Raw genomic sequence first — 21166 nt, forward strand, 5'->3', positions numbered from 1 at the left:
GCAGCGGAAGCTCAGGCAGCGGAAGCTCAGGCAGTGGAAGCTCTGGAAGCCATGGAAGCAAGGGAAAAAAAGGTCCTAAAGGTCCAAAAGGTAAAAAACATTAACCAGCTTAAAACCGATACTTTCAAAGTATCGGTTTTTTTTGTCTATTTTTTTGAAAATAAACTTAAAAACTTCAGGGACAAGCGTCTATATTTTAAAAAATAGGTAAAAAACCAGACACCTTTCTATTAATTTTTCTAGATGAATGCTGATTTATCCATCTACGAGACATTCGTTTAGAACAAGCCTTCACAGTGGGACGTACTATGAAGCAAGGGACAAGAATAAAAAAAACGGAAAATGAAGAAGGAAACTTAAGTGAAGGGAGTAAATAAATTTTTATGTATCATCAATCGACGGTAATTATCACCATCTTTGCTTTTATCCTAACAATGGTTCTGATCTTTATCCGTCCAAAAAATATGAACGAAGCAATCCCAGCTACATTAGGAGCCATTCTCGTCTTTATTAGTGGAAGCGTTTCGATTGCGGATTTACTTGATATTAGCTCAAAGGTTACGGGGGCTGCCATTACCATCATAGCCACAATCGTTATGGCTATCGTACTCGAAAGTTTTGGATTTTTTAGTTGGACAGCCGCTTTAATGTTAAAAATCTCAAAGGGGTCTGGACTCCGGTTATTTTGGAATACCTTGTTACTCTGCTTTTTGATGACTCTATTTTTTAATAATGATGGAAGTATTTTAATTACAACACCGATATTGATTTTAATATTAAATAACCTAAAGTTAAAAAATCGTCAAAAAATCCCGTTCCTATTAAGTGGTGCTTTAATTGCGACAGCCTCAAGTGCTCCAATCGGTGTTAGTAATATTGTTAACCTCATCGCACTTAAAATTATTGGAATGGATTTGTATCTTCAAACGGAAATGATGTTTGTTCCTGGGGTGTTGGGATTACTATTTTTATCCTATTTATTGTTCCTAGTCTTCAAGAAAAACATTCCGAAAGAAATTCGCTTCCACTCCTTCTCAATCCCACTGCAAAAAAACCGCCCATACCATCCACTACAACAAGGGGCTGAAAATTTATTTAATCAACAAAAGAATCTCATGATCAAGATGCTCATCTTTGTATTCTTAGTAAGAATAAGTTTATTCGTAGCTTCCTTTATTGGCATCTCTGTCTCATTGGTTGCTGTATGTGGTTCCATCATCTTATTAATTTGGAGATGGATCTATTTAAAGGTAAACCCAAAGGATGTAGCCGGAAAAATTCCATGGCATATCTTAATTTTTGCCTTTAGTATGTATGTCATTATGTATGGATTACACAATATTGGACTATCCAATCTCTTAATAAACTATCTAAAGCCAATTGTGAATGATAGCTTGTTCCATGCTAGTTTAACCATGGGTGCCATTACGGCCTTCCTTTCGAATATTTTTAACAATCATCCGGCCTTAATGATATCAACTTTTGCCTTGACAGATATGGGACTAACCCCACTATTAACGAAAACCGTATACTTATCCAACATTATTGGCAGCGACATCGGATCACTCATTCTCCCAATTGGTACATTAGCGACACTACTTTGGATGCATATATTAAAAAAGAATAAGATTAAAATCACTTGGATGGAATATATCAAAGTTACCATCATTGTTATCCCTGCCACACTGATCTTCACACTGATTTGCTTATATTTATGGCTATTGCTTGTATTTGCATCATGATTATTCGAAAAAAGGACTCATCAATTGATGGGTCCTTTTTTCAGTGGAATATAGACAACTTGCCGAACAAAAGGAAAGAAAATGAGACCTAGGTAAACCCCAAAAACGTTCAAAATCAAATCGTCAATATCCAAACTGCCGCGATGGGTTAATAATTGCAGAACTTCAATGAATGAGATCAGTAAGCCTGCAATCGTTACTGCCTTCCATTGAGTAAACCGTCTAAACCTTAGGAAGATACCATAAGGTATGAACAAACCAATATTAGCAGCTAGATTATAAAAGGCAATTAACCAGTTTACTTTTCCTGACAAATAAAAAGCAACTGTAGAAAATGGAACAAGATTCATGGTGTTATAGTTTTGCTCATTTGGTCGAAAAAATAATAAAATCACCAGTGCCAACGTATACAGAATGATCAAGGACAACATAAGTGAATAGGGAATACTAATCGTTTCTTTTCTAAATAATAGAACCAAAAAACTGACCATCCACATAATACCTAACAAGACAACAATTAAAACAATGGGGTGTAAATAGGTAACCAAACGAATAAACACAGGGGATAAAACAATAAAAATTCCAATAGATATTGACGATGCAATAAAAAGTGTTTTTTTCACTTAAATAGTCCCTTTTTGGTAATATTCCTGCATCATTTCAGCAGGGACCATTCTTCCGCCAGTTGCCCAAATGATATGCGTGGCATTATTCATTTTTTTCGATAAATCATGCTTCTCTAAATAATCGCTTCCATCTCTGTTTAAGAAAGTAGGTCCCGCCATACCAGCTAGTGCAGAAGGTTCAAGATAAATTCCCTCCGTATCAACAAGGTCCTTAAGAAGTTTGTATAAGTTTTGATCACTAATCGTATAGCTTCCACTTAGAAAAGGCTCTATTATTTTCCCGACAAATCCAGAGGGTCTGCCAACAGCAAGGCCGTCTGCGTCTGTTAGATTATCGATTCCGACGTCTTGAACCGAGATTTGATCATGCAATCCCGTCATTAACCCTAGTACCATACAGGGGGAATGGGTCGGTTCTGCAAAGAAACAGTGCACATGATCTTTAAACAGTTGTTTTAACCCAAAGGCTACTCCACCTGGACCACCGCCAACTCCGCATGGAAGATAAACAATTAAGGGGTGGTTTTCATCGACAAGGATTTCTAACTGATCTAATTGCTTCATCAACCGTGAGGCGGCCACAGAATAGCCTAAAAATAAATCACTTGAATTTTCATCATCCACAAAATAGCAATTCGTATCTGCTTCCGCTTGGATGCGCCCTTGTTCGACCGCTTTGCTATAATCCGCTTCATATTCTATCACTGTCACATTTTTACTCCGCAGCAAGTCCTTTTTCCATTGTTTTGCATCCGCGGACATATGCACGGTTACCTTAAATCCTAATTTGGCACTGATAATTCCAATACTCAATCCTAAATTCCCAGTCGAACCGACAGCAATCGAATACTGGGAAAAGAACGCTTGAAACCTTTCACTTGCCATTATTGAATAATTATCCTGTTTCGTTAGTAAATGGTGAGAGAGCGCGAGATTTTCTGCATGTTTTAGTATTTCATAAATCCCACCTCTGGCCTTTATCGAACCAGAGATTGGAAGATGACTATCACACTTTAGTAGCAATGTCCCCGGAATAGATTGTCCGAAATGATGGGCTAACTTTTGCTGCATCGAGGGGATTCTCACTAATGGAGACTCAATGATCCCATTATCTGCTTTTGTTTCTGGAAAGACCTTTGAGATATAGGGAGCAAAACGTGCTAATCTTTCCTCTGCATCCTTAATATCTGCCGAAGTAAGCGGTGAATGAAGGATTCCTTGGTGGGTATTTTTTAAGTTTGGATTGATCCAAAATACTTCCTCTAAGGATTTCATTTTTTCCACTAAGGGGATGGGATGACTTTCGAGCCAAATTTTAAGTTCTTGGTTATTAAGTTTATTCATAGGATACCTCTGTTGTTGGAATAATTTTGGTGATTAGGTTTATTTTATCATATGACTTTTTTCAGCCGGAGCTTTAATAATAAAATTAGTGAAATAGTTCGCTATCTTTAACACAAAGCTCATTTTTGAATAGTATTTATATAAAAGGCATGTGAGGGAAATGTATTTAGTTGGCTTTTATTCTCCAAAAGCAAAATCAGGTGTGACTGAATTAGCCTTATCCATCTATAATTGGCTTAAATTAAATACAAATGTAGCTGCAGCTTTTATTTCGTATGGGACCTTAGAAAAAGAAACGACCTCAAACGAGCTTGTCCATGAGTTTTCACACTTATCATTAACTGAACAAAAACGGAAAGTGAAATTAATGAAAAACCAATATGATATCATCATTTATGATGCCTCCAGTCAACTGTCAGAGGGGGTATTAAGACTACTGCCGATTGTTGACCGCCTATTTGTAGTAGGGGAAGAACATACCGATTTTGCCGTAAAACTTCAAAAAATTATTCAGTTTGATAAAATTTTTGATAAAAGCGTTAAAAATTTTATTACCCATTTACGAGGGAGTAAAACGTATATCATCCGTGAAAATAAAGAAGATCGAGTGATTGGCTTCAATTTCACTAAGAATGAAACCAATACAATCGGGCAGATGGTGTACACAGATTATGTAACCCGTTATATTGAAGAAAAATTTATTGATAAAAATATCAAAATCTTTAATAAGATTATAAAAATACCAAAAAAGGAATTGTACAAAGGTCTCCACGAATTAGGAATTGATTTTGAAAAAGCACTCCTTTTTCATGAATACGTTTTTCTCAGGGAAGCGTTAGGTCAGGATTATCAAGAAGCCATCGAAAATTTGTTCCCCTTATTAATAAATTCCACGTACAAAGAAATTTTTGAAAAATTTCAACTTGAGATTAATTTTATCAAGAAAATAAAATCATTATGAATACAAAAAATACAGAGTCAGGATTACTGCTCTGTATTTTTTGCTTTTTTCAAGCTCAGAAAGTGCTAGGCATGGATTTTACCTTTGTTTAAATGTACAATCTAATAGGTGAACAATATTTAAGATCAATTATATAGGTGGGAAAAGAAATGATTGCAAAGACAGAAGAAGATTTTAACGGCTTAAAAGAAATTGGCCGAATTGTTGCTTCGATTCGCGATGAATTAGTCAGAAGAGCGGTACCAGGAGTTACTACGAAAGAACTCGATGATATAGCTGCAAAGTTATTTGAACAGGAAGGAGCTATTTCTGCTCCAAAAGGCGAATACGATTTTCCAGGCTACACATGTATTAGTGTCAACGAGGAGGTCGCTCATGGAATTCCAAGTGACCGAGTCATTAAAGAAGGCGACCTTGTTAATATTGATGTTTCCGGCTCCAAAAACGGTTATTTCGCTGATACAGGCGTCTCGATTGTTGTTGGCGAAGGGGAAGAAATTTTATCTAAAATCTGCGAAGTAGCAAAAGAAGCCTTTGAAGCTGGACTTAAAAAGGCAAAACCAGGTTCCAAAATTACCGGAATGGGGAAAGTAGTTTTCCAAACAGCAAGAAATCATGGATTAACAGTGATTAAAAATTTAACTGGTCATGGTATTGGCCGAACCATCCATGAACAGCCAGAATATATTTATAATTATAATGAAACCTCAGACCATGGTTTGTTAAAGGAAGGGATGGTTATTGCCTTCGAACCGTTTATTTCCACTCATGATGAAGAAGTATTTCAACTGGATGATGGCTGGACATTTGTCACGGAAAGAAGTTTTGTTGCTCAGTACGAACATACGATGATCATCACCAAAAATGGACCGATTATATTAACACGATAACGAAGCGGATATAGAACCATTTTTTGGTTCTATATTTTATTTTTAATAAGACCTAAACCATTGCTCTAACCGTTACGTTGACTGTACGGTTATCAATATGATATATTAATAGTAACATTTATTTTGGAAGGGGTGAGTAATTTGGGGAGTTGTATCGTATAGGTGAAATAGCAAAATTAAAGAATATTTCTAAACGGACAATTGATTATTACACCCAGATAGGCTTACTTAACCCTATTCGGACGGAATCTAATTATCGATTGTACGGGGAAGACTGCATAAAAGTGTTGAATATGATTGAGCATTATAAAAATCTCAACATACCTTTAGAGGATATCAAGTCCACGATTGAAATGATGAAGTCAGACAATACGCTTGATAAACAAAAGGTTGAAAAACATTTTGAGCAGATTGCTAGTATTATGCAGCATTTGAAAGAAGAAATTCATGTGATGGAGCCTATTCTACAAAGATTAAACCATCAACAAAAAGAATTGCTTGTGAACAGGCTATCATCAGAAGGTCGAAATCTGGCCCAATCCTTATTATTACTCTTTAGCTAAATGACTTTATATTAACTTGTAAAATAACAGGAGGTGTATTCCTTACTTAATGATTAAGTAAGGAGACCATTGATCATTAGTAATCTACTAATAATAGCAATTTTAATTGCTTTTACAGCATTTTTTGTGGCTTATGAATTTGCTATTGTTAAAATCCGCGGTACACGTATTGATCAACTCGTAAGTGAGGGGAACAAGAACGCCATTGCCGCGAAAACAATTGTTACAAACCTTGATGAATATTTATCAGCTTGTCAATTAGGTATCACCGTTACTGCTTTAGGTTTAGGGTGGTTAGGAGAACCAACGGTTGAACATATTCTTCACCCGCTCTTAAGTTATTTCAATATGCCTGAATCCATTTCAAGCGTTACTTCATTTATTTTAGCTTTTGCTTCCGTAACCTTTATCCATGTGGTGGTTGGGGAACTAGCACCGAAAACCTTTGCGATACAAAAAGCAGAAGAGGTTACTTTGTTTTTTGCAAGGCCGATGATTCTTTTTTATAAAATCATGTTTCCGTTTATTAAAGCACTAAACGGCTCTGCTCGTTTCATTACTGGAATTTTCGGGTTGAAACCGGCATCGGAGCATGAGGCTGCTCACTCAGAAGAAGAGCTTCAAATAATTATTTCTGAAAGCTACAAAAGCGGTGAGATTAATCAATCGGAATATAAATATGTAAACAATATCTTTGAATTTGATAATCGAAATGCAAATGAGATCATGGTTCCTCGAACGGAGATTGTTGCCTTTGATATTTCGCAGTCTTTAAATGAATGTCTGCAAATTGTGACGAAAGAAAACTACACAAGGTATCCAGTGATCGATGGTGAAAAGGATAATATCATCGGTATGGTCAATATGAAAGAAGTCTTTACGGAATATATCAGAGGTAAGAATGTGGAAACATCGATTCAAGAATACGTTCGTCCAGTCATACAAGTAATTGAATCGATTCCCATTCATGATTTACTTGTCAAAATGCAAAAAGACCGTGTTCATATGGCCATCCTAATGGATGAATACGGTGGTACTGCAGGATTAGTTACAGTCGAAGATATTTTAGAAGAAATTGTCGGCGAAATCCGTGATGAATTTGATGCTGATGAAGTACCAGAAATCAATAAAATAAGTGAAAACAAGACTATCGTAGACGGAAAAGTTCTGATTGATGAAATCAATGACTTATTTGGTCTCGATCTTGAAAATTCAGATATGGATACCATTGGCGGCTGGATTTTATCAGAAAAAATGGATGTCGTTGAAGGCGATAAAGTGAGATATGATGATTATGAATTTAAAGTGCTCGAAATTGATGGTTACCACATTAAATCTCTAGAAATTTTAAGAATTGCCAAACAAGAATCGATCGCTTAAACCACTCCCTCTTGTCTTATCAAGAGGGAGTTTTTATTTATAGTGGCAATTGCTCATGAATGTAGGTAAAGATGCTGAAATTAACGTGAGGATATTAAAGGATTGCTTACACTGTGGGTAAATGTGCACACGAACATGAAAATGTTCATACAGATTCCCATGAGTAACCTATAGGCAGCCTATCACATATAGTATCAATAAGCCAAAGGATAGAAAGGTGTTAAAGATGCCATCGGTTGTAATCAATTTATATTATTTAAAAATCAACAGTATCTCGGGTAATGGTTCCATCACGATTGGGGAGGCATCTCATAATAGTCCTACTTCTAATACAAAATCACAAGGAATAAATGCTTCATATGGAGATACTTCACCGACTGAGGCGATGATGGAAAACCTATTAAATGATCCTGATGTCAATGATCAAACTTCCATTGGAACTTCTGATGTTGCGAATGTAAATAGTGCCATTCCGCTTGTACCGCCAATCTAAATTATAGGAGTTATCTGATATGCCATTTCAAATCAATATTTTAAACTTTAAGATTAATGGAGCTAACCAAAATGGAAATGTTGATATAGGACCAACCGTCCATAACAGTCACACGGCTAATAGCAAATTTGTAGGTGCTAATTTTTCTTTAGGCGATTTTTCACCAGCCTCTTCTCTTATGAGCTCAGGTAATCTAGATCCAGATATCAGTGATCAGGATCAAATCGCTAATCCATCGATGCCTATTGCCAATCAATTATAAAGGAGGATTAAGATGGATATAGAAAAAATGAGAAAATGGCTAGAAATTACTAATGACTATAGAGAGAGTAATTTTTGGTCTAACGTACTTAAGCAAAAACATCCTGATGAATTTTTTAAAGAAGAGACCTGTAAACCTAAATTTGATATTTATCAAAATGAAACCTATAACTTTATTATTATTGAAATACCTGGGGTCAATCAAGAAGACTTGTCTATTAACTTAATCTCCAATACACATTTAAAAATTAATGGCAATATAAAGCCAATTTTACCTCTTGAAATGGAAATGAGAAGAGAGCGAGTTTATGGTGAATTTGAACGTGTCATTGAACTTCCGGAGGCAACACAGGCGCATTTAATGAATATTCAAATTTATAATGGACTACTTCATATATCATATCCTAGAAAATCCCATAATTATTAATTCTTGAACAAAAAGAAGAAAAAATCCATATGTTAGTAATAGGTAGTAAGCCTCAAAAAAAAAGACCGTGAGAAAAGACGCGGCCAAAAACATCTATATAAATGATAATTAATCCAACCTCGTCGGCCAAACAGGATGGATTTTTCTTTGTGACCATTTTTTTCTCTTAAATCTAAAAGATCAATATTCATTTTACTTCTCCTTTTTGAACTTTATGAGTTCTGAAGAGTTCCGCCAAAAAGCCAAGAAACCCAATAATAGAGAATGACCAAGGTTTGTACCTGTTTTTCCAAGAATCCGCTGAAGTCTAAAAAAAATAGCGCAAGCGCCTTGGAGCTGGACAATAATCGAGGTTCAAACTTTTGTACTAATCCTTTAAAAAATTTAATTGACAATCATTCTCACAAGAAATAGAATAATAGATAAGAAAATGATATTGAAATTCATTCTCAATTAAAATGATTCCAAATAAGGAGGTTCCAATGGGAAAGAACATATTACATAAAATAATTTTTATTCTCTTATTAATCGGAATTGGGATTCATAACCCTGTACATGCAGCAGGAAATTCCAGTGAAGATATGATGCTGGCTGAGGAATCAGTTGAAAAAGCGATTGAATTTACATCTAATGGGAACCTCTCAGAAGCTGAAAAGGCTTATGACCAATTTAATCAAACCTGGCGGAAAATTGAGGAAGGGATCAAAGCAGACTCAGCCACAGCCTATCGGGATATTGAATCCAATATGGGAAAGGTTGTCTATGCTCTTACCATTAAAAACCAAGACCAGGTTCTACAAGCTTTACAGGGGTTAAAGGCTGTAAATGAAAAGGTAGTTAGTGGTGGGTATCCTAAAGAAGCTGGTTTTAAAAAGGAAGATATTTCTTTAGAGGATTTTATTTTGCTTCTCCAAGAAACAAAAAATGAAGTTAAGGAGCAAAAACAAGCTGAAGCCCTCGAAGGTATTAAAAAGGCCAGCAGCAGCTGGCTAAGCGTGGAAGGAGTTGTTGTTTCACAATCAGCGTCCGTTTATAGTGATTCTGAAAGAGATATAGTAACTATTCAGGCCATGCTTGCAGCAAATCCTCCTAATTTCGAGGCTGCAAATAAAACAATCAATCAAATGGTCAAATACCTAACCCCCTTAGCTGAAAAATCGAGTTACAGCTATTGGGACGCAGCAATGATTCTTATACGAGAAGGATTAGAAGCATTACTTGTAGTCATTGCTCTTATGTCGTTTGTAAAAAAATCAGCCGACGGGAAGGGAAAAGGCTGGATTTGGACTGGTGTATTTTCGGGTCTAGGAGTTAGTATGATTCTTGCACTGATTGTGAAGTTCGTCATTTCATCAGGGGCGTTTGGAAGTAATAATGCCTTAATCGGTGGATGGACCGGAGTTTTTGCAGCAGTGATGTTATTGTATATGAGTTATTGGCTTCATAGCCAATCCAATATCGCTGATTGGAACAGATATATTCGTGAAAAAAGCCAAACAGCATTAACCACAGGTAAACTTGTTTCGTTAGGTGTGTTAGCCTTTCTAGCGGTCTTTAGAGAAGGCACAGAAACTGTTCTGTTTTATATCGGAATGGCAAGTCAAATTAAACTTCAGTCATTAATCATCGGCTTTTTGATTGGAGCAGCCATACTTGGGATTTTGGCCTATTTAATGGTATTCGTCGGATTGAAATTACCACTTCGTCCATTCTTTATGGTGTCGAGTGTCATCGTGTTCTACCTTTGCATTAAATTTACAGGAATGGGAATACACAGCCTTCAATTAGCGGGTTTCATCCAATCGACAAACTCAGAAAACATCCCAAGCATAGAATTTTTTGCATTGTATCCAACATGGGAAAGTACGATTCCTCAAATAGGACTCGTTCTTGGAGCAGTTATTATCCTATTAGCAAAGAAATATAAAAGTCAAAAACTTGCAATTATAAACAATAACTTATAGTGAAAGTAGGAATGATGATGAAAAAGTTAACAACAATGGTTTTAACCCTCGGTCTTGGAAGTGCTTTGCTCTTAGCAGGTTGTAGTTCAGCGGATAGTAAGGTTTCTGTTGGAGTTCATAAGATGTTAGAAACGACAGGGGAGTTATCAAAAGCAATTGAAAGTGGCGATCAGGGAAAAGTAAAAGAAGTGGGACCAACATTAGAGGATCAGTGGTCATCATTTGAAGATGATGTTAAAAAGGAAAACAAAGACCTATATGAAAAAATCGAAAAATATCTTGATCCAACGATTGCTGGTTCAGAAGCAGCTACACTTGATCAATCAGCATTAAGTTCCTTAAATGACCAACTCTCGAAAGCTTTGAAAGAATTAGAAGAAAAAACAAAATAATCTTAATCCATAAAAAAGAGACTTTTTAAAAGTCTCTTTTTTGGCCTGCAAGGAAAGCAGTACCTTCCTTGCAGGCCTAAGTTAAATCATTATTGTTGTTGATCATTCCAATATTGCAGCGTGTCTATTTTTCCAGTTGGCTCACTTTTTAGTACATTTCCATCTTTGTCTTTATATACCTCATACTCTTGGTACGTCTCGACGATATAGCCATCCACTTTTTCAACTTTCTCTAGTTTTTCCTCCAACACTGGAATATCGCTAGAAGGCTCGACTTCAAGTGGCTGTGCCATAACAGGTTGATCGGCAGAATAGGCATAATCTTTATTAATAAATGAGTAGGGTGAATCAAGATAGGCAGCAAAGCCTAAGGTAACCAATAGGAAACTCATACTAATGAAGGTTTTTAATTTCATACATTGGGCTCCTTTTTCACTTCGTCCTCGTAACCCATTTTATGCATGTCCTAAAAACATATGCCAATTGATTAGTTCTGAATATCGGTTGTTTTCACAGTAGCGGTCTGTGGGCGAAAAAGTAGAAATAGAATTAATGCTGCAATTGAAATAATCACACCTGAAATATAAGGGAGGCCAATCGCCATTGAAAACAGCCACCCACCGAGCGGGGGACCAATAATTCTTCCTAGAGAATCAAAGGAAGATAGAAGCCCAGTTGAACTTCCATAGCCCGCACTGGACGTTTTTGTAATGAGAGAAGAGACACTTGGACGAATTACACCATTCCCTAAACCAAAAATCGTTATATAAATAGCCGCAGTTGCAAAACTATCCACCAATAAAATCAAACCAAATCCAAGCGCTGAAACAATAATCCCCCCTTGGATCACCATCGTTTCACCGTATTTCTTAGTCAACCTACCAACCAAGCCACCTTGGACAATCGCACTTGCAAACCCCATAATCATAAAAATGTAACCAAGTTGAATGGCACCAAGATCTGCTTTTTTAGCGGCAAAGTAAGCAAACGTAGCTTCTAAACCAGAAAGAGATAAGGAAATTAATAATTGCACCAAATATAGGACGGTAACAGCACCACTAAATGCCTTCCAAAAAGAGGGTTTGTCTTGGGTAACCACTGCTTTAATCTGTTTTGATTCTTTTAGTAAAAGAAAAACAAGAATCAATGTAATGAAGGATGATCCACTCGCAAGATAAAAGGGCATATTCAAGCTGAATTTTGAAAAAATCCCGCCAATTGCAGGTCCGAATACAAAGCCTAAGCCTGTTGCTGCACCAACAATTCCCATTCCCTTGCTACGATTCTCCTCCGTGGTTATATCAGCGACGTAGGCCATTGCGGTTGGCATATTGGCTGAAGAAAGGATGCCGCCAATAATTCTTGCCGCAAATAACATCCAAAGCTCGGTAGACATAGCTTGAATTAAGAAGGATAAACCCAGCCCAGCAATCCCAATCATCATCACAGGTTTGCGCCCAATCCGGTCTGAAACTTGACCCCAAAGTGGAGCAAAGATAAGCTGCATGAGAGAATAGACGGCCATTAACAAACCTAATTCCGTGGGATTGGCCCCAATTTCTTCAGCATAGAAGGGTAAAACTGGAATGATAATTCCAAACCCTACCATGACCAAAAACATCACTACAAATAAAACCGGTAAAGCGGACTTTGATTGCAAAGCATTTTCACTCCTAGTTGACTTTTAAAGTCGGTATAATACTAACTTTTTCCATACCTATAGAATAAGGTAAAAGTTTATATGAAAACAAGTCTCATGATTCAATTATTTCCTTTGGCTGTAAGAGTATGCAATGGATGGAATTGACACCATCAGCTACCTATCCGATTGATAGTGTTGATTAAGCAGTGTGCTAGCAGATGATAGTATGTCTTTTAAAAGCAAAGAAAGACAAAAAAACACCGTTCCACAGGGAAGGTGTTCCTCTTTTATTTAACGGCCTTTCTCGTACTCTCGGATGCAAAGTCAGCAATAACAACAAGGATCATATAGCAAAGCAGCAATAGGGTGATTTCTGTATATTGGAAATAGCTCATGGCAAGCTTAAATTCCATACCAAGTCCTCCGGCTCCGACAAAACCAACGACAATTGTCGTCCTCATAATGACCTCCCACCGATAGAGAATATACGTGAGAAATCGTGGCATAACTGTAGGCAGGATACCGTAAAAGAAGATCTGAATGTTCGATGCCCCTGCGGAAGCTAAATTTCGGATAGGCCGAGGGTCCATATCCTCGATGACCTCAGCCCATAGCTTCCCGAGGATTCCAAAATTATGGAGTGCAAGAGCGATCGCTCCAGGCAAAATCCCAGGCTTGAAAATAAATATAATCATCATCGCCCAAACTAGTTCAGGGACAGAACGGGAAAATATATATGTGAGCCGAACGAATCCATAAAGAACCCAGCTATACCACCTTTTTGAGGATGTTAAACTTCCATTTGCGATATTTCGAGCGGCTGGTATCACGGTTAAGAATGCAGCTATTGTGGCAAATCCAATCGCGATCAAGCTCATTTCCAGTGTTTCGAGTGTGAGCTTTAATGCGGCTGACCAACTTCCACCATCTAGGAAGGCTGGATGTTTCTCATTTACCCCGATAAGACCACCAAAGAACTTTTTCGCATATTGGATATTTTTATCTGACAACAATTCAAACAAATTAGCATGCTCACTGACGGTAATAAATACCCAGGAGCAGATGATCAATAATAAGGCAAAGAGAGAGGAGCGCCAGCCAGTACTGAAACCTTTTCGACGTTTTTGTTCAGTCAAACCTTTTCTAACAAAATTGCTCCAGATATCGACCAGAAGGACAAGTGCAATTAGAAAATAAACATAGGACCATACCTGATCATAATTCAAATCAGCCAGTGACAATTGAATTTGATACCCTAAACCGCCAAGACCGATAAAACTCATAATCGCAGAAGAGCGAATCGCACATTCAAATCGGTACATAGTATAGCTAATCATATCTGCCCAAATTAATGGAAGGTAGCCGTAAAATAAGATTTGAAGTTTAGAAGCACCGGTACTTTTTAAGGCCGTAATTGGCTCCTGAGCGACATCGTTTAACATATCAGCAAAAATACGACCTAGGATACCTCCATACGGAATTGCCAAAGCAAAAATAGCTGCATAAGGGGATAGACCTACTGCAGCAACGAAAAGCCATGCCCAAATTAACTCATGAATCGAACGAGTAAACCCTAATATACCTCTAAAAAATACTTTTGAAATTAAACGGGAAACTCTGTTAGTTGTTAATGTGCCAGAAGCAAGAATGCCAACAATCAGCGCATAAATAACAGCCAAGGACATTCCAGCAACAGCATAGGCAAGCGTAATCCATGCGGCTTCAAGCCCTTTCATCAACACTTCTGTGGACAAATCAGGGCGAATGAGTCCTTCAACAATTTGCAGCATCGTTGGAATCCCACCCGCATGGAAGAGATCTGAATTCCAATGAATCGAAAACAAGCTCCAAACGAAAATGGCGGTTAATAGTAAAGTAAGAATGAGTCGATTATATCTGCCAACTACTGATACTTGTCTTAACATTTTACTCTTGCTCCTTTAGTCGATAAAGGTTAGCTAACAAGTCATCCGTTACTTTTTCCGTCGGTAAATCAAATTGGATTTCGCCATTTTTAAGAGCGATAATTCTTGTAAAATATTTACGTGCGTATTCGACGGAATGCAAGCTGGCTATTAATGTTTGTTTTTCTTCCGCAACGAATTTTATCATCATTTCTAAGACATCTTCTGCCCTTGCAGGGTCTAAAGAAGCGACTGGCTCGTCCGCCAAAATGACTTCAGGTTTTTGGACTATTAATCTCGCCATGGCAACACGCTGCTGTTCACCTCCGGACAAAGTGGAGGTAATTTCATACATCTTATCGCTAAGTCCGACTTTTTCAAGTGCTTTTAAGGCCATCCCTTTTTCTTGCGGAACTAGAAAGGAGAGGAGGGATTTGAAAAGGCTCCAGTCAGCTAATCGACCAGCTAAAACATTATGGATTACCGCTATGGAGCCAATCAAGTCAAATTGTTGCCTAATTACACCGACCTTTTTGGCAAAAACTTTCCCTTTTTTATAGGAGGAAATCGATCGGCTATCAATCAAAAGCTCACCATTTTGGAAAGGAATTATTCCAGCAATTGAATTTAATAATGTTGTTTTCCCAGCACCACTTGGTCCAATTAACGCGACCATTTCCCCTTGCTGAATAGAAAAAGAAAGGGAAGATAAGGCTATCTTCCCCTCAAAATATTTTGATATATTTTTTGCTTCAATCATGGTTCTTGAAGTCATGTCAGCGACACCTTCTACTTTATAATCTGTAATTCCTTTGCCACCTGTTCAATCTTTTTATAATTATCGTTATTTGTTTCGACAAAGCTGTCTGTTTGGAATAAGTCTGCAATATCTTTTTGCTCACCAGTAATGGAGAGAAGAGCATCTTTTACTTTTGTTTTCGTACCTTTACCAAAAACATCTTCGACATTACTATTAATTGTCCAGTTATAGTCGAAATAAGCAGGTGTGGTGTAAAATACCTTTACTTTTTTTGTATCCACTTTGCCTTCTTTAACAGCAGCCTCCCAAACGGCTTCATTTAAGGCACCGGCTTTAAAGGCACCCGATTCTACTAATTTATAGGTTGTATCATGGGAACCAGAGAAATTAGGTTTGCCATCAAAATCTTTATTGGCATCAATGCCAGCTTCAGATAAAAAGTAACGCGGCATTAAGTGGCCGGAAGTTGAGCTTTCACTTCCAAAAGTAAACGACTTTCCTTTTAGATCTTCAAGTTTGGTAATATTTTCATTGGATTGAGTAATAAAAACAGAATGGAATTCCGCGTCCCGTGGTCGTTGCACAATGGATTCAGCATCAGGAACAAGGTTTCTTGCTTGTACGCTTGTTAAGCCGCCAAACCAAGCCATATGAATTTCACCGCGTTGAAAGCCGGTTACTAGTGCGGCATAATCAACTGAAGGTACAAATTCAACCTTCATTCCAGTTTTTTCACTAAGATATTTAGCTACTGCAGTCATACCTTTATCTAAATCTGCCGCATTTTGGTCAGGGATTGCACCAATCTTAAACACCTCTTTTGATGAGGTTTCTTTTTTTCCTTCATTTGTTTTTTCATTTGTTTGCCCACATGCGGCCAATGAAAAGATAAGCATAACAAGTATAAGACTAGAAAGCCATTTCTTCACAATAATTCCACCTTAGTTATGATTTAAATAGAGGAGAATTCCTTTACTTTTAAGATTATACTTAAATGATGGATAGTAATAAATTCATTAAATCGATTTATAGTATTTTAAACTATCGGTTTTATCGATAGTAAACAATCAAAATTACACTATAAACCCCATGAAATCAAGAAAAACCCTTACAAGGATGCAGGGGTTCAATTTAGGCTATTCAATTGTTAATTGTGACCATTTTTCGACATACCACACCTTTATCGCAGTCCGCAAATGGAAATAATGATTTGTCCTTCAAAAGCCTTTTTTCATCAAGTGTATAATAAACCAGTAGGTATGGGTAATTTAAAGAAAAAAAGGAAAAAGATATGATTGGATTACTCATAGCCATTATCTTATTTAATTATCTCGCATTTAAGAAGAATAAGATCCTAACCGGAAATCAAACTGTTCAGATCTGGACATTTACCATTGCCTTTCAAGTCCTCTTTGATATATTTATTGAATTCAAATTTCATGGTTATTGGTATTTTGACAAAGGAATTGATTGGGAAGGAATCCTTCCACATGTCTTTTTAGTTCCACCTGCCAATATGATATTTTTAAATTGGTATCCATTTAAATCAAAAGTTATCAACAAACTTATTTATCTAGCCCTTTTCACTATTGGTATTTTGATTTATGAAGCAATCGCTTTACTTCCTGCTCCTTGGGGATACTTTCATTATGGATGGTGGAAACTGTGGCATGCTGCCATACTTGATCCAATATTACTGTTAATTTTATTAGGATATTACAAGTGGATTTGCAAATTAGAACTGAAAGCATGTTCTTCTCCAAAGTAATCTCCTAAAAATGTTTTAACATGCAGAACACCTTGTCCATATAATAGTAATAAAAGAATGGAAGGGTGGAAAACTTGGCTTCAAATCAAGATGGAATATCCATTGGTACCATTTCTGGCGGAATTGTAAACTTTGGAGGAGCTCAATGTATAGCTCCCATTACGATCACAACGACAACCTCTGGTTCTGGAAGTGATAATACAGGCACATCTGTGAATTCGAGTTCTGGACTAAGTTCAACAACACAAAGGACGATATCGAAAATTTTTGATTTAATTAAAACTAAGAATAATTAGAAATAAAGACGATACCTGAATAAGTATCGTCTTTTGGCTTTTTAAGATGCTGTTTGATTATTTACTTTATTCATTTGATTAAGTTTCTTGGTTGACTTTGAAACATTGAAAACGATGTTTAGAAAGATAGCAGTAAGGCTTCCGGTTACGATCCCGCTGCTGGTTAGGATTTTTACCCCTTCTGGTAAGTGAGAAAACATATCAGGTACAGCCGTCACACCCATTCCCATCCCAACAGAACAAGCAATAATCAATAGGTTTTCTTGTGAAGCAAAATCGACATTACCTAACATTTTTATTCCATAGGCGATGACCATCCCAAACATTGCGACCATTGCACCACCAAGCACAGGTGTCGGAATTACCGTCGTAAACGCAGCGATTTTTGGGATGAATCCAAGGAATACTAACATGCCGCCCATAGTATAAATAACGTTTTTGGTCTTTACACCTGAAAGCTGGACAAGTCCAACGTTTTGAGAAAAGGTGGTGTATGGAAATGCATTAAAGATAGCCCCGATAATACTTGCAAGACCCTCAGCCCGATAGCCTCTTGACAAATCTTTTTCCGTTAATTTTTTCCCAGTGATATCACTTAAAGCGAAATATACACCAGTTGATTCAACCAGACTGACAATGGCAACGAGAGTCATGGTAAGAATCGGAGTCCATTCGAAGGTAGGTGTACCAAAATAAAATGGCTTCACCATATGGAACCAAGAAGCATCGGCTACGGCTGAGAAATTTACCTTTCCCATAATGGTAGCAGCAAGTGTCCCACCAATTAATCCTAATAATATTGAGATCGAGCGAGTAAAACCTTTTGTAAATCGGTAAAGAAAGATGATAAAAAGTAAGGTTCCGAAAGCTAAACTGATATTTGACAGGCTGCCAAAATCAGGGCTGCCTTGACCGCCAGCGATGTTATTCATGGCGACAGGAATCAGGGTAATCCCAATAATAGTCACTACTGAACCTGTAACAACTGGAGGGAAAAACTTTATTAACTTTCCGAAGAATTGAGAAATAACTATAACAATGAGCCCAGAAATAAGAATCGAGCCATATATGGCAGAGACACCAAACTGCCCGCCGATGGCTATCATTGGTCCAACTGCAGTAAATGTGCAGCCTAGGACAATCGGTAATCCCACTCCGAAAAAGCGATTCTGCCAAACTTGTAAAATAGTCGCTATTCCACACATGAAGATATCAATGGAAACCAGGTAGGTTAGTTGTTCCCCCGAAAACTTAAGTGCACCGCCGACGATTAGCGGGACGATGATCGCTCCAGCATACATGGCTAATACATGTTGAATACCTAACGAGGCTATTTTAAAAGGATGTTGTTTCATTAGATTAATTCCTCCACATTTTCTTTAATATATGTCACTTCTCCATTTGCAAGCGAGGCAATCCTAGCTAATGATTCAACCCTAATACCAAGATCATGCAACTTTTTTGCCCCTTGTTGAAAAGACTTCTCGATAACAATTCCAATTCCGGCCACTTTCGCACCGCTTTGTTGAACCATTTTCACTAATCCAAGTGCGGCTTCCCCATTCGCAAGGAAATCATCAATGATGAGAACTCGATCACTTTTATCTACATATTTATTCGAAATGGAAATTTCGTTTGTTTCATTTTTTGTAAAAGAATAAACGGTTGCTGTCAGCAAGTCATCGACCAGTGTCAAAGATTTGCGTTTCCTTGCGAAGATGACGGGAACGTTCATCTGTAAACCAGCCATAACTGCAGGGGCTATACCTGAGGATTCGATCGTCACAATTTTTGTAATTTCTTCTCCAGCAAAAATTCTCGCAAACTCTTTGCCAATTTCAAGCATTAACTGGGGGTCAATTCGGTGGTTTAAAAAGGAATCGACCTTTAAAACATTTTCCGATAGGACCCTGCCGTCTTTGCTGATTTTCTCTTCTAGTAATCTCATGTTTAAATCTCCTTAGTATAAAATAAAAAGCCCGAAGATCATGACCTCACATCAAAATTGAGTGAGGCAATGACCTTCGGGCTCTTGTCCGAAAGAAAAGGAAGGACGCAACTAAAAAAGCTGTCGACTTTCCCATTACCCACTCATAGTCGGATTGTTAACGGCAATCCGGTAGATACTTGCGGGCCATATCCCCGCGATTATATGAGTGAAGCGATTAATTTAATCACATTATACGTATAGAAATCGAAGAAATCAATGATTATTTTATAAAATACGAACAATTGAATAATTTAAAACATAATTATTCGCTTTTGTAAGCGTTTCAAAAACACTGAAATAAAAGATTATCTCAATGATTGAATAACCATTCATTTTCAGTTACTATTAGAGTGTATATTTGTTCAGAAAATTCTAAATTAAAGGGTGAGCAAATTGAAAAAAAAGATTCCTGAATCATGGTGGAACCAGTTAAAATTACCAGTCATTTCCGCACCGATGTTTTTGGTGTCAGGTACCGAACTTGTGAAAAATTGCTGCTTAAATGGAGTAATTGGTTCTTTTCCTGCACCTAATGCACGACCGATCGAAGTTCTTGATCAGTGGATGGGCCAATTAAATGAAGAGCTGGAGCAGGCGAGAGTACTTGACCCGAACAGGAAAATTGCACCTTGGGCAATGAATATGGTGGTACATAGCTCATACAGCCGCCTTGAGGAAGAGCTCTCATTGATTAAAAAGCATCAGCCGCAATTAGTTATTACATCCTTAGGTAGTCCAAAACGCGTTGTTGATATCGTCCATGAATATGGTGGACTCGTATTCTCCGATGTTAGTGATTTGAAATTCGCAAAAAAAGCTGCCGAGGCTGGTGTTGATGGACTTATCTTGGTGGCAAGCGGTGCAGGAGGACATGCAGGTCAAATTAACAGCTTTGCCTTTGTCGATATGGTCCGTAACTTCTGGGATGGAATTATCGTCCTTGCTGGCTCCATTTCGACGGGGAAGGGAATTTTAGCAGCTCAAGCGGCTGGAGCGGACCTTGCCTATATGGGAACCCGTTTTATTGTTGCAACAGAAAGTATGGCCAATGACGAGTACCGGGAAATGCTTGTGGAGGCTACACAAGAAGATATTATTTTAACCGATGCATTTTCAGGGGTTATGTGCAATATGCTAGTACCTAGTATTAAAAAGGCAGGTTTGGACCCAGAAAAACTTGTGAAAAAAGACCAGGTTAACTTTGATAGTATGCAAAGGGAAACGAATGCGAAGGCATGGCGCGATATTTGGTCTGCAGGTCACGGTGTTGGAGCCATCAATAAAATTGCATCCGCTTCTGAAATTATTGAAAGTTTAGAAAGTGAATACAAAGAAGCATTACAAACCATTAATCAAAATGCAGGCAAATTGAGCTCTGTTTCTGTAAATTAATTTAATCCATCAGGGTTTAGAAACCATTTCATAAAAAAGGAACCATTCGATGGTTCCTTTTTCTGCGTAAGATTATTATTTTTTTCCCTTTTGTTTGTCCTTTGAGACGATTTTGATTACTTTATATCCCGGTTTCATCTTAATCTTCATTACTCCATGATTAGTTGTAACTTGGTACAGGGTAAATTTCCGAGGTAGAGACTCGAGTACGTCGATTTTTTTAATTGACTCGTTTCGAAAATATTTATGAATTTTCTTCGTTTGCTTTGCAGGCTTTTCTCCATAAAGAAGATCATAAGCAAGGATAAATAGAAAGATAAATACGGCGCCAATAATGAGTGTGTAAAAGGCAGAATACAAAAATGACAAGG

The 21166-nt window shown here is 37.4% G+C and carries 24 protein-coding genes and 1 riboswitch; of the genes, 14 read left to right on the forward strand and 10 right to left on the reverse strand.

Annotated features, from left to right (window positions below; translation table 11 throughout):
* Together V7121_RS00955 and V7121_RS00960 are read left to right on the forward strand one after the other, a co-directional pair.
* The coding region (locus V7121_RS00955) for a hypothetical protein (protein ID WP_335545437.1) at nucleotides 1-207 on the forward strand (207 nt) is incomplete at its 5' end.
* A 176-nt stretch (nucleotides 208-383) separates the two neighbouring features.
* Nucleotides 384-1742 carry an arsenic transporter gene (locus V7121_RS00960; RefSeq protein ID WP_335545438.1) on the forward strand — a complete coding sequence of 453 codons (1359 nt, stop codon included), beginning with the start codon at nucleotides 384-386 and terminating at the stop codon, nucleotides 1740-1742.
* Nucleotides 1743-1762: 20 nt separating this feature from the next.
* On the opposite strand, the gene V7121_RS00965 is transcribed toward V7121_RS00960, so the two are convergent.
* Nucleotides 1763-2365, reverse strand: a complete 603-nt coding sequence (locus V7121_RS00965) for a VanZ family protein (RefSeq protein ID WP_335493965.1) — start codon at nucleotides 2363-2365, stop codon at nucleotides 1763-1765.
* A complete protein-coding gene (locus V7121_RS00970; protein WP_335545440.1) occupies nucleotides 2366-3712 on the reverse strand; it encodes a D-serine ammonia-lyase in 1347 nt (448 codons plus the stop codon).
* Between the two features lie 160 nt (nucleotides 3713-3872).
* Between V7121_RS00970 and V7121_RS00975 the strand changes: the two genes are divergently transcribed.
* The 9 genes from V7121_RS00975 (at nucleotide 3873) to V7121_RS01015 (ending at nucleotide 11043) form a co-directional block, all read left to right on the forward strand.
* Nucleotides 3873-4673, forward strand: coding sequence for a hypothetical protein (locus tag V7121_RS00975; protein WP_335493962.1), 801 nt, complete (start codon nucleotides 3873-3875; stop codon nucleotides 4671-4673).
* 149 nt (nucleotides 4674-4822) lie between these two features.
* A complete protein-coding gene (map, locus tag V7121_RS00980; protein ID WP_335493961.1) occupies nucleotides 4823-5563 on the forward strand; it encodes a type I methionyl aminopeptidase in 741 nt (246 codons plus the stop codon).
* A 149-nt stretch (nucleotides 5564-5712) separates the two neighbouring features.
* Complete coding sequence (locus V7121_RS00985; RefSeq protein WP_335493959.1) at nucleotides 5713-6126, forward strand: MerR family transcriptional regulator; 414 nt, start codon at nucleotides 5713-5715, stop codon at nucleotides 6124-6126.
* A gap of 69 nt (nucleotides 6127-6195) precedes the next feature.
* Nucleotides 6196-7506: a hemolysin family protein gene (locus tag V7121_RS00990; RefSeq protein ID WP_335493957.1), complete on the forward strand. Its 1311-nt coding sequence runs from the start codon at nucleotides 6196-6198 to the stop codon at nucleotides 7504-7506.
* A 226-nt stretch (nucleotides 7507-7732) separates the two neighbouring features.
* Nucleotides 7733-7999: a spore germination protein gene (locus V7121_RS00995; RefSeq protein WP_335493955.1), complete on the forward strand. Its 267-nt coding sequence runs from the start codon at nucleotides 7733-7735 to the stop codon at nucleotides 7997-7999.
* A 19-nt stretch (nucleotides 8000-8018) separates the two neighbouring features.
* Nucleotides 8019-8261, forward strand: coding sequence for a spore germination protein (locus tag V7121_RS01000; protein WP_335493953.1), 243 nt, complete (start codon nucleotides 8019-8021; stop codon nucleotides 8259-8261).
* A gap of 12 nt (nucleotides 8262-8273) precedes the next feature.
* Nucleotides 8274-8687: an Hsp20/alpha crystallin family protein gene (locus tag V7121_RS01005; RefSeq protein ID WP_335545442.1), complete on the forward strand. Its 414-nt coding sequence runs from the start codon at nucleotides 8274-8276 to the stop codon at nucleotides 8685-8687.
* A gap of 482 nt (nucleotides 8688-9169) precedes the next feature.
* Nucleotides 9170-10651 carry an FTR1 family iron permease gene (locus tag V7121_RS01010; protein WP_335493950.1) on the forward strand — a complete coding sequence of 494 codons (1482 nt, stop codon included), beginning with the start codon at nucleotides 9170-9172 and terminating at the stop codon, nucleotides 10649-10651.
* A 17-nt stretch (nucleotides 10652-10668) separates the two neighbouring features.
* The gene (locus tag V7121_RS01015) at nucleotides 10669-11043 is read left to right on the forward strand and encodes a hypothetical protein (RefSeq protein WP_335493948.1); all 375 of its coding nucleotides are present in this window, start codon (nucleotides 10669-10671) and stop codon (nucleotides 11041-11043) included.
* Nucleotides 11044-11132: 89 nt separating this feature from the next.
* Here V7121_RS01015 and V7121_RS01020 read toward each other — a convergent pair whose 3' ends face one another.
* From V7121_RS01020 to V7121_RS01040, 5 genes are all read right to left on the reverse strand, one after another.
* Nucleotides 11133-11459: a hypothetical protein gene (locus V7121_RS01020; RefSeq protein WP_335493946.1), complete on the reverse strand. Its 327-nt coding sequence runs from the start codon at nucleotides 11457-11459 to the stop codon at nucleotides 11133-11135.
* Between the two features lie 71 nt (nucleotides 11460-11530).
* Complete coding sequence (locus tag V7121_RS01025; RefSeq protein ID WP_335493944.1) at nucleotides 11531-12703, reverse strand: MFS transporter; 1173 nt, start codon at nucleotides 12701-12703, stop codon at nucleotides 11531-11533.
* Nucleotides 12704-12972: 269 nt separating this feature from the next.
* On the reverse strand, nucleotides 12973-14610 hold the full coding sequence (locus tag V7121_RS01030) for a PhnE/PtxC family ABC transporter permease (RefSeq protein WP_335493942.1): 1638 nt from the start codon (nucleotides 14608-14610) through the stop codon (nucleotides 12973-12975).
* Between the two features lies 1 nt (nucleotide 14611).
* Nucleotides 14612-15364 (reverse strand): phosphonate ABC transporter ATP-binding protein, encoded by a 753-nt coding sequence (locus V7121_RS01035; protein ID WP_335493940.1) that lies wholly within the window; start codon nucleotides 15362-15364, stop codon nucleotides 14612-14614.
* A 14-nt stretch (nucleotides 15365-15378) separates the two neighbouring features.
* A complete protein-coding gene (locus V7121_RS01040) occupies nucleotides 15379-16278 on the reverse strand; it encodes a putative selenate ABC transporter substrate-binding protein (RefSeq protein ID WP_335493938.1) in 900 nt (299 codons plus the stop codon).
* 362 nt (nucleotides 16279-16640) lie between these two features.
* On the opposite strand from V7121_RS01040, the gene V7121_RS01045 reads away from it, so the two are divergent.
* Entirely contained in the window at nucleotides 16641-17117 is a 477-nt protein-coding gene (locus tag V7121_RS01045) for a hypothetical protein (protein WP_335493937.1), read from the forward strand.
* Nucleotides 17118-17191: 74 nt separating this feature from the next.
* A complete protein-coding gene (locus tag V7121_RS01050; RefSeq protein ID WP_335545444.1) occupies nucleotides 17192-17413 on the forward strand; it encodes a spore germination protein in 222 nt (73 codons plus the stop codon).
* A gap of 41 nt (nucleotides 17414-17454) precedes the next feature.
* Here V7121_RS01050 and V7121_RS01055 read toward each other — a convergent pair whose 3' ends face one another.
* Nucleotides 17455-18768, reverse strand: a complete 1314-nt coding sequence (locus V7121_RS01055) for a nucleobase:cation symporter-2 family protein (RefSeq protein WP_335493934.1) — start codon at nucleotides 18766-18768, stop codon at nucleotides 17455-17457.
* The gene (locus tag V7121_RS01060; protein WP_335493933.1) at nucleotides 18768-19361 is read right to left on the reverse strand and encodes a xanthine phosphoribosyltransferase; all 594 of its coding nucleotides are present in this window, start codon (nucleotides 19359-19361) and stop codon (nucleotides 18768-18770) included. Before V7121_RS01060 ends, V7121_RS01055 begins: the two co-directional genes overlap by 1 nt.
* A 126-nt stretch (nucleotides 19362-19487) precedes the next feature.
* Nucleotides 19488-19589: riboswitch (purine riboswitch) on the reverse strand.
* A gap of 207 nt (nucleotides 19590-19796) precedes the next feature.
* Between V7121_RS01060 and V7121_RS01065 the strand changes: the two genes are divergently transcribed.
* Nucleotides 19797-20795 carry an NAD(P)H-dependent flavin oxidoreductase gene (locus V7121_RS01065; protein WP_335493932.1) on the forward strand — a complete coding sequence of 333 codons (999 nt, stop codon included), beginning with the start codon at nucleotides 19797-19799 and terminating at the stop codon, nucleotides 20793-20795.
* 75 nt (nucleotides 20796-20870) lie between these two features.
* Here V7121_RS01065 and V7121_RS01070 read toward each other — a convergent pair whose 3' ends face one another.
* Nucleotides 20871-21164, reverse strand: coding sequence for a hypothetical protein (locus tag V7121_RS01070; RefSeq protein ID WP_335493931.1), 294 nt, complete (start codon nucleotides 21162-21164; stop codon nucleotides 20871-20873).
* Nucleotides 21165-21166 lie beyond the last annotated feature (2 nt).

The sequence above is a fragment of the Neobacillus drentensis genome (assembly GCF_036962125.1).
Classification (GTDB): Bacteria; Bacillota; Bacilli; order Bacillales; family Cytobacillaceae; genus Neobacillus; species Neobacillus drentensis_B.

What these genes read in the sequence shown, in the direction of transcription:
- V7121_RS00960 (WP_335545438.1), top strand. Translation starts at nt 384, where the DNA reads ATGTATCATCAATCGACGGTAATTATCACCATCTTTGCTTTTATCCTA.
- V7121_RS00970 (WP_335545440.1), bottom strand. Translation starts at nt 3,712, where the DNA reads ATGAATAAACTTAATAACCAAGAACTTAAAATTTGGCTCGAAAGTCAT.
- V7121_RS00975 (WP_335493962.1), top strand. Translation starts at nt 3,873, where the DNA reads ATGTATTTAGTTGGCTTTTATTCTCCAAAAGCAAAATCAGGTGTGACT.
- map (WP_335493961.1), top strand. Translation starts at nt 4,823, where the DNA reads ATGATTGCAAAGACAGAAGAAGATTTTAACGGCTTAAAAGAAATTGGC.
- V7121_RS00995 (WP_335493955.1), top strand. Translation starts at nt 7,733, where the DNA reads ATGCCATCGGTTGTAATCAATTTATATTATTTAAAAATCAACAGTATC.
- V7121_RS01000 (WP_335493953.1), top strand. Translation starts at nt 8,019, where the DNA reads ATGCCATTTCAAATCAATATTTTAAACTTTAAGATTAATGGAGCTAAC.
- V7121_RS01005 (WP_335545442.1), top strand. Translation starts at nt 8,274, where the DNA reads ATGGATATAGAAAAAATGAGAAAATGGCTAGAAATTACTAATGACTAT.
- V7121_RS01010 (WP_335493950.1), top strand. Translation starts at nt 9,170, where the DNA reads ATGGGAAAGAACATATTACATAAAATAATTTTTATTCTCTTATTAATC.
- V7121_RS01015 (WP_335493948.1), top strand. Translation starts at nt 10,669, where the DNA reads ATGAAAAAGTTAACAACAATGGTTTTAACCCTCGGTCTTGGAAGTGCT.
- V7121_RS01020 (WP_335493946.1), bottom strand. Translation starts at nt 11,459, where the DNA reads ATGAAATTAAAAACCTTCATTAGTATGAGTTTCCTATTGGTTACCTTA.
- V7121_RS01030 (WP_335493942.1), bottom strand. Translation starts at nt 14,610, where the DNA reads ATGTTAAGACAAGTATCAGTAGTTGGCAGATATAATCGACTCATTCTT.
- V7121_RS01035 (WP_335493940.1), bottom strand. Translation starts at nt 15,364, where the DNA reads ATGACTTCAAGAACCATGATTGAAGCAAAAAATATATCAAAATATTTT.
- V7121_RS01045 (WP_335493937.1), top strand. Translation starts at nt 16,641, where the DNA reads ATGATTGGATTACTCATAGCCATTATCTTATTTAATTATCTCGCATTT.
- V7121_RS01055 (WP_335493934.1), bottom strand. Translation starts at nt 18,768, where the DNA reads ATGAAACAACATCCTTTTAAAATAGCCTCGTTAGGTATTCAACATGTA.
- V7121_RS01060 (WP_335493933.1), bottom strand. Translation starts at nt 19,361, where the DNA reads ATGAGATTACTAGAAGAGAAAATCAGCAAAGACGGCAGGGTCCTATCG.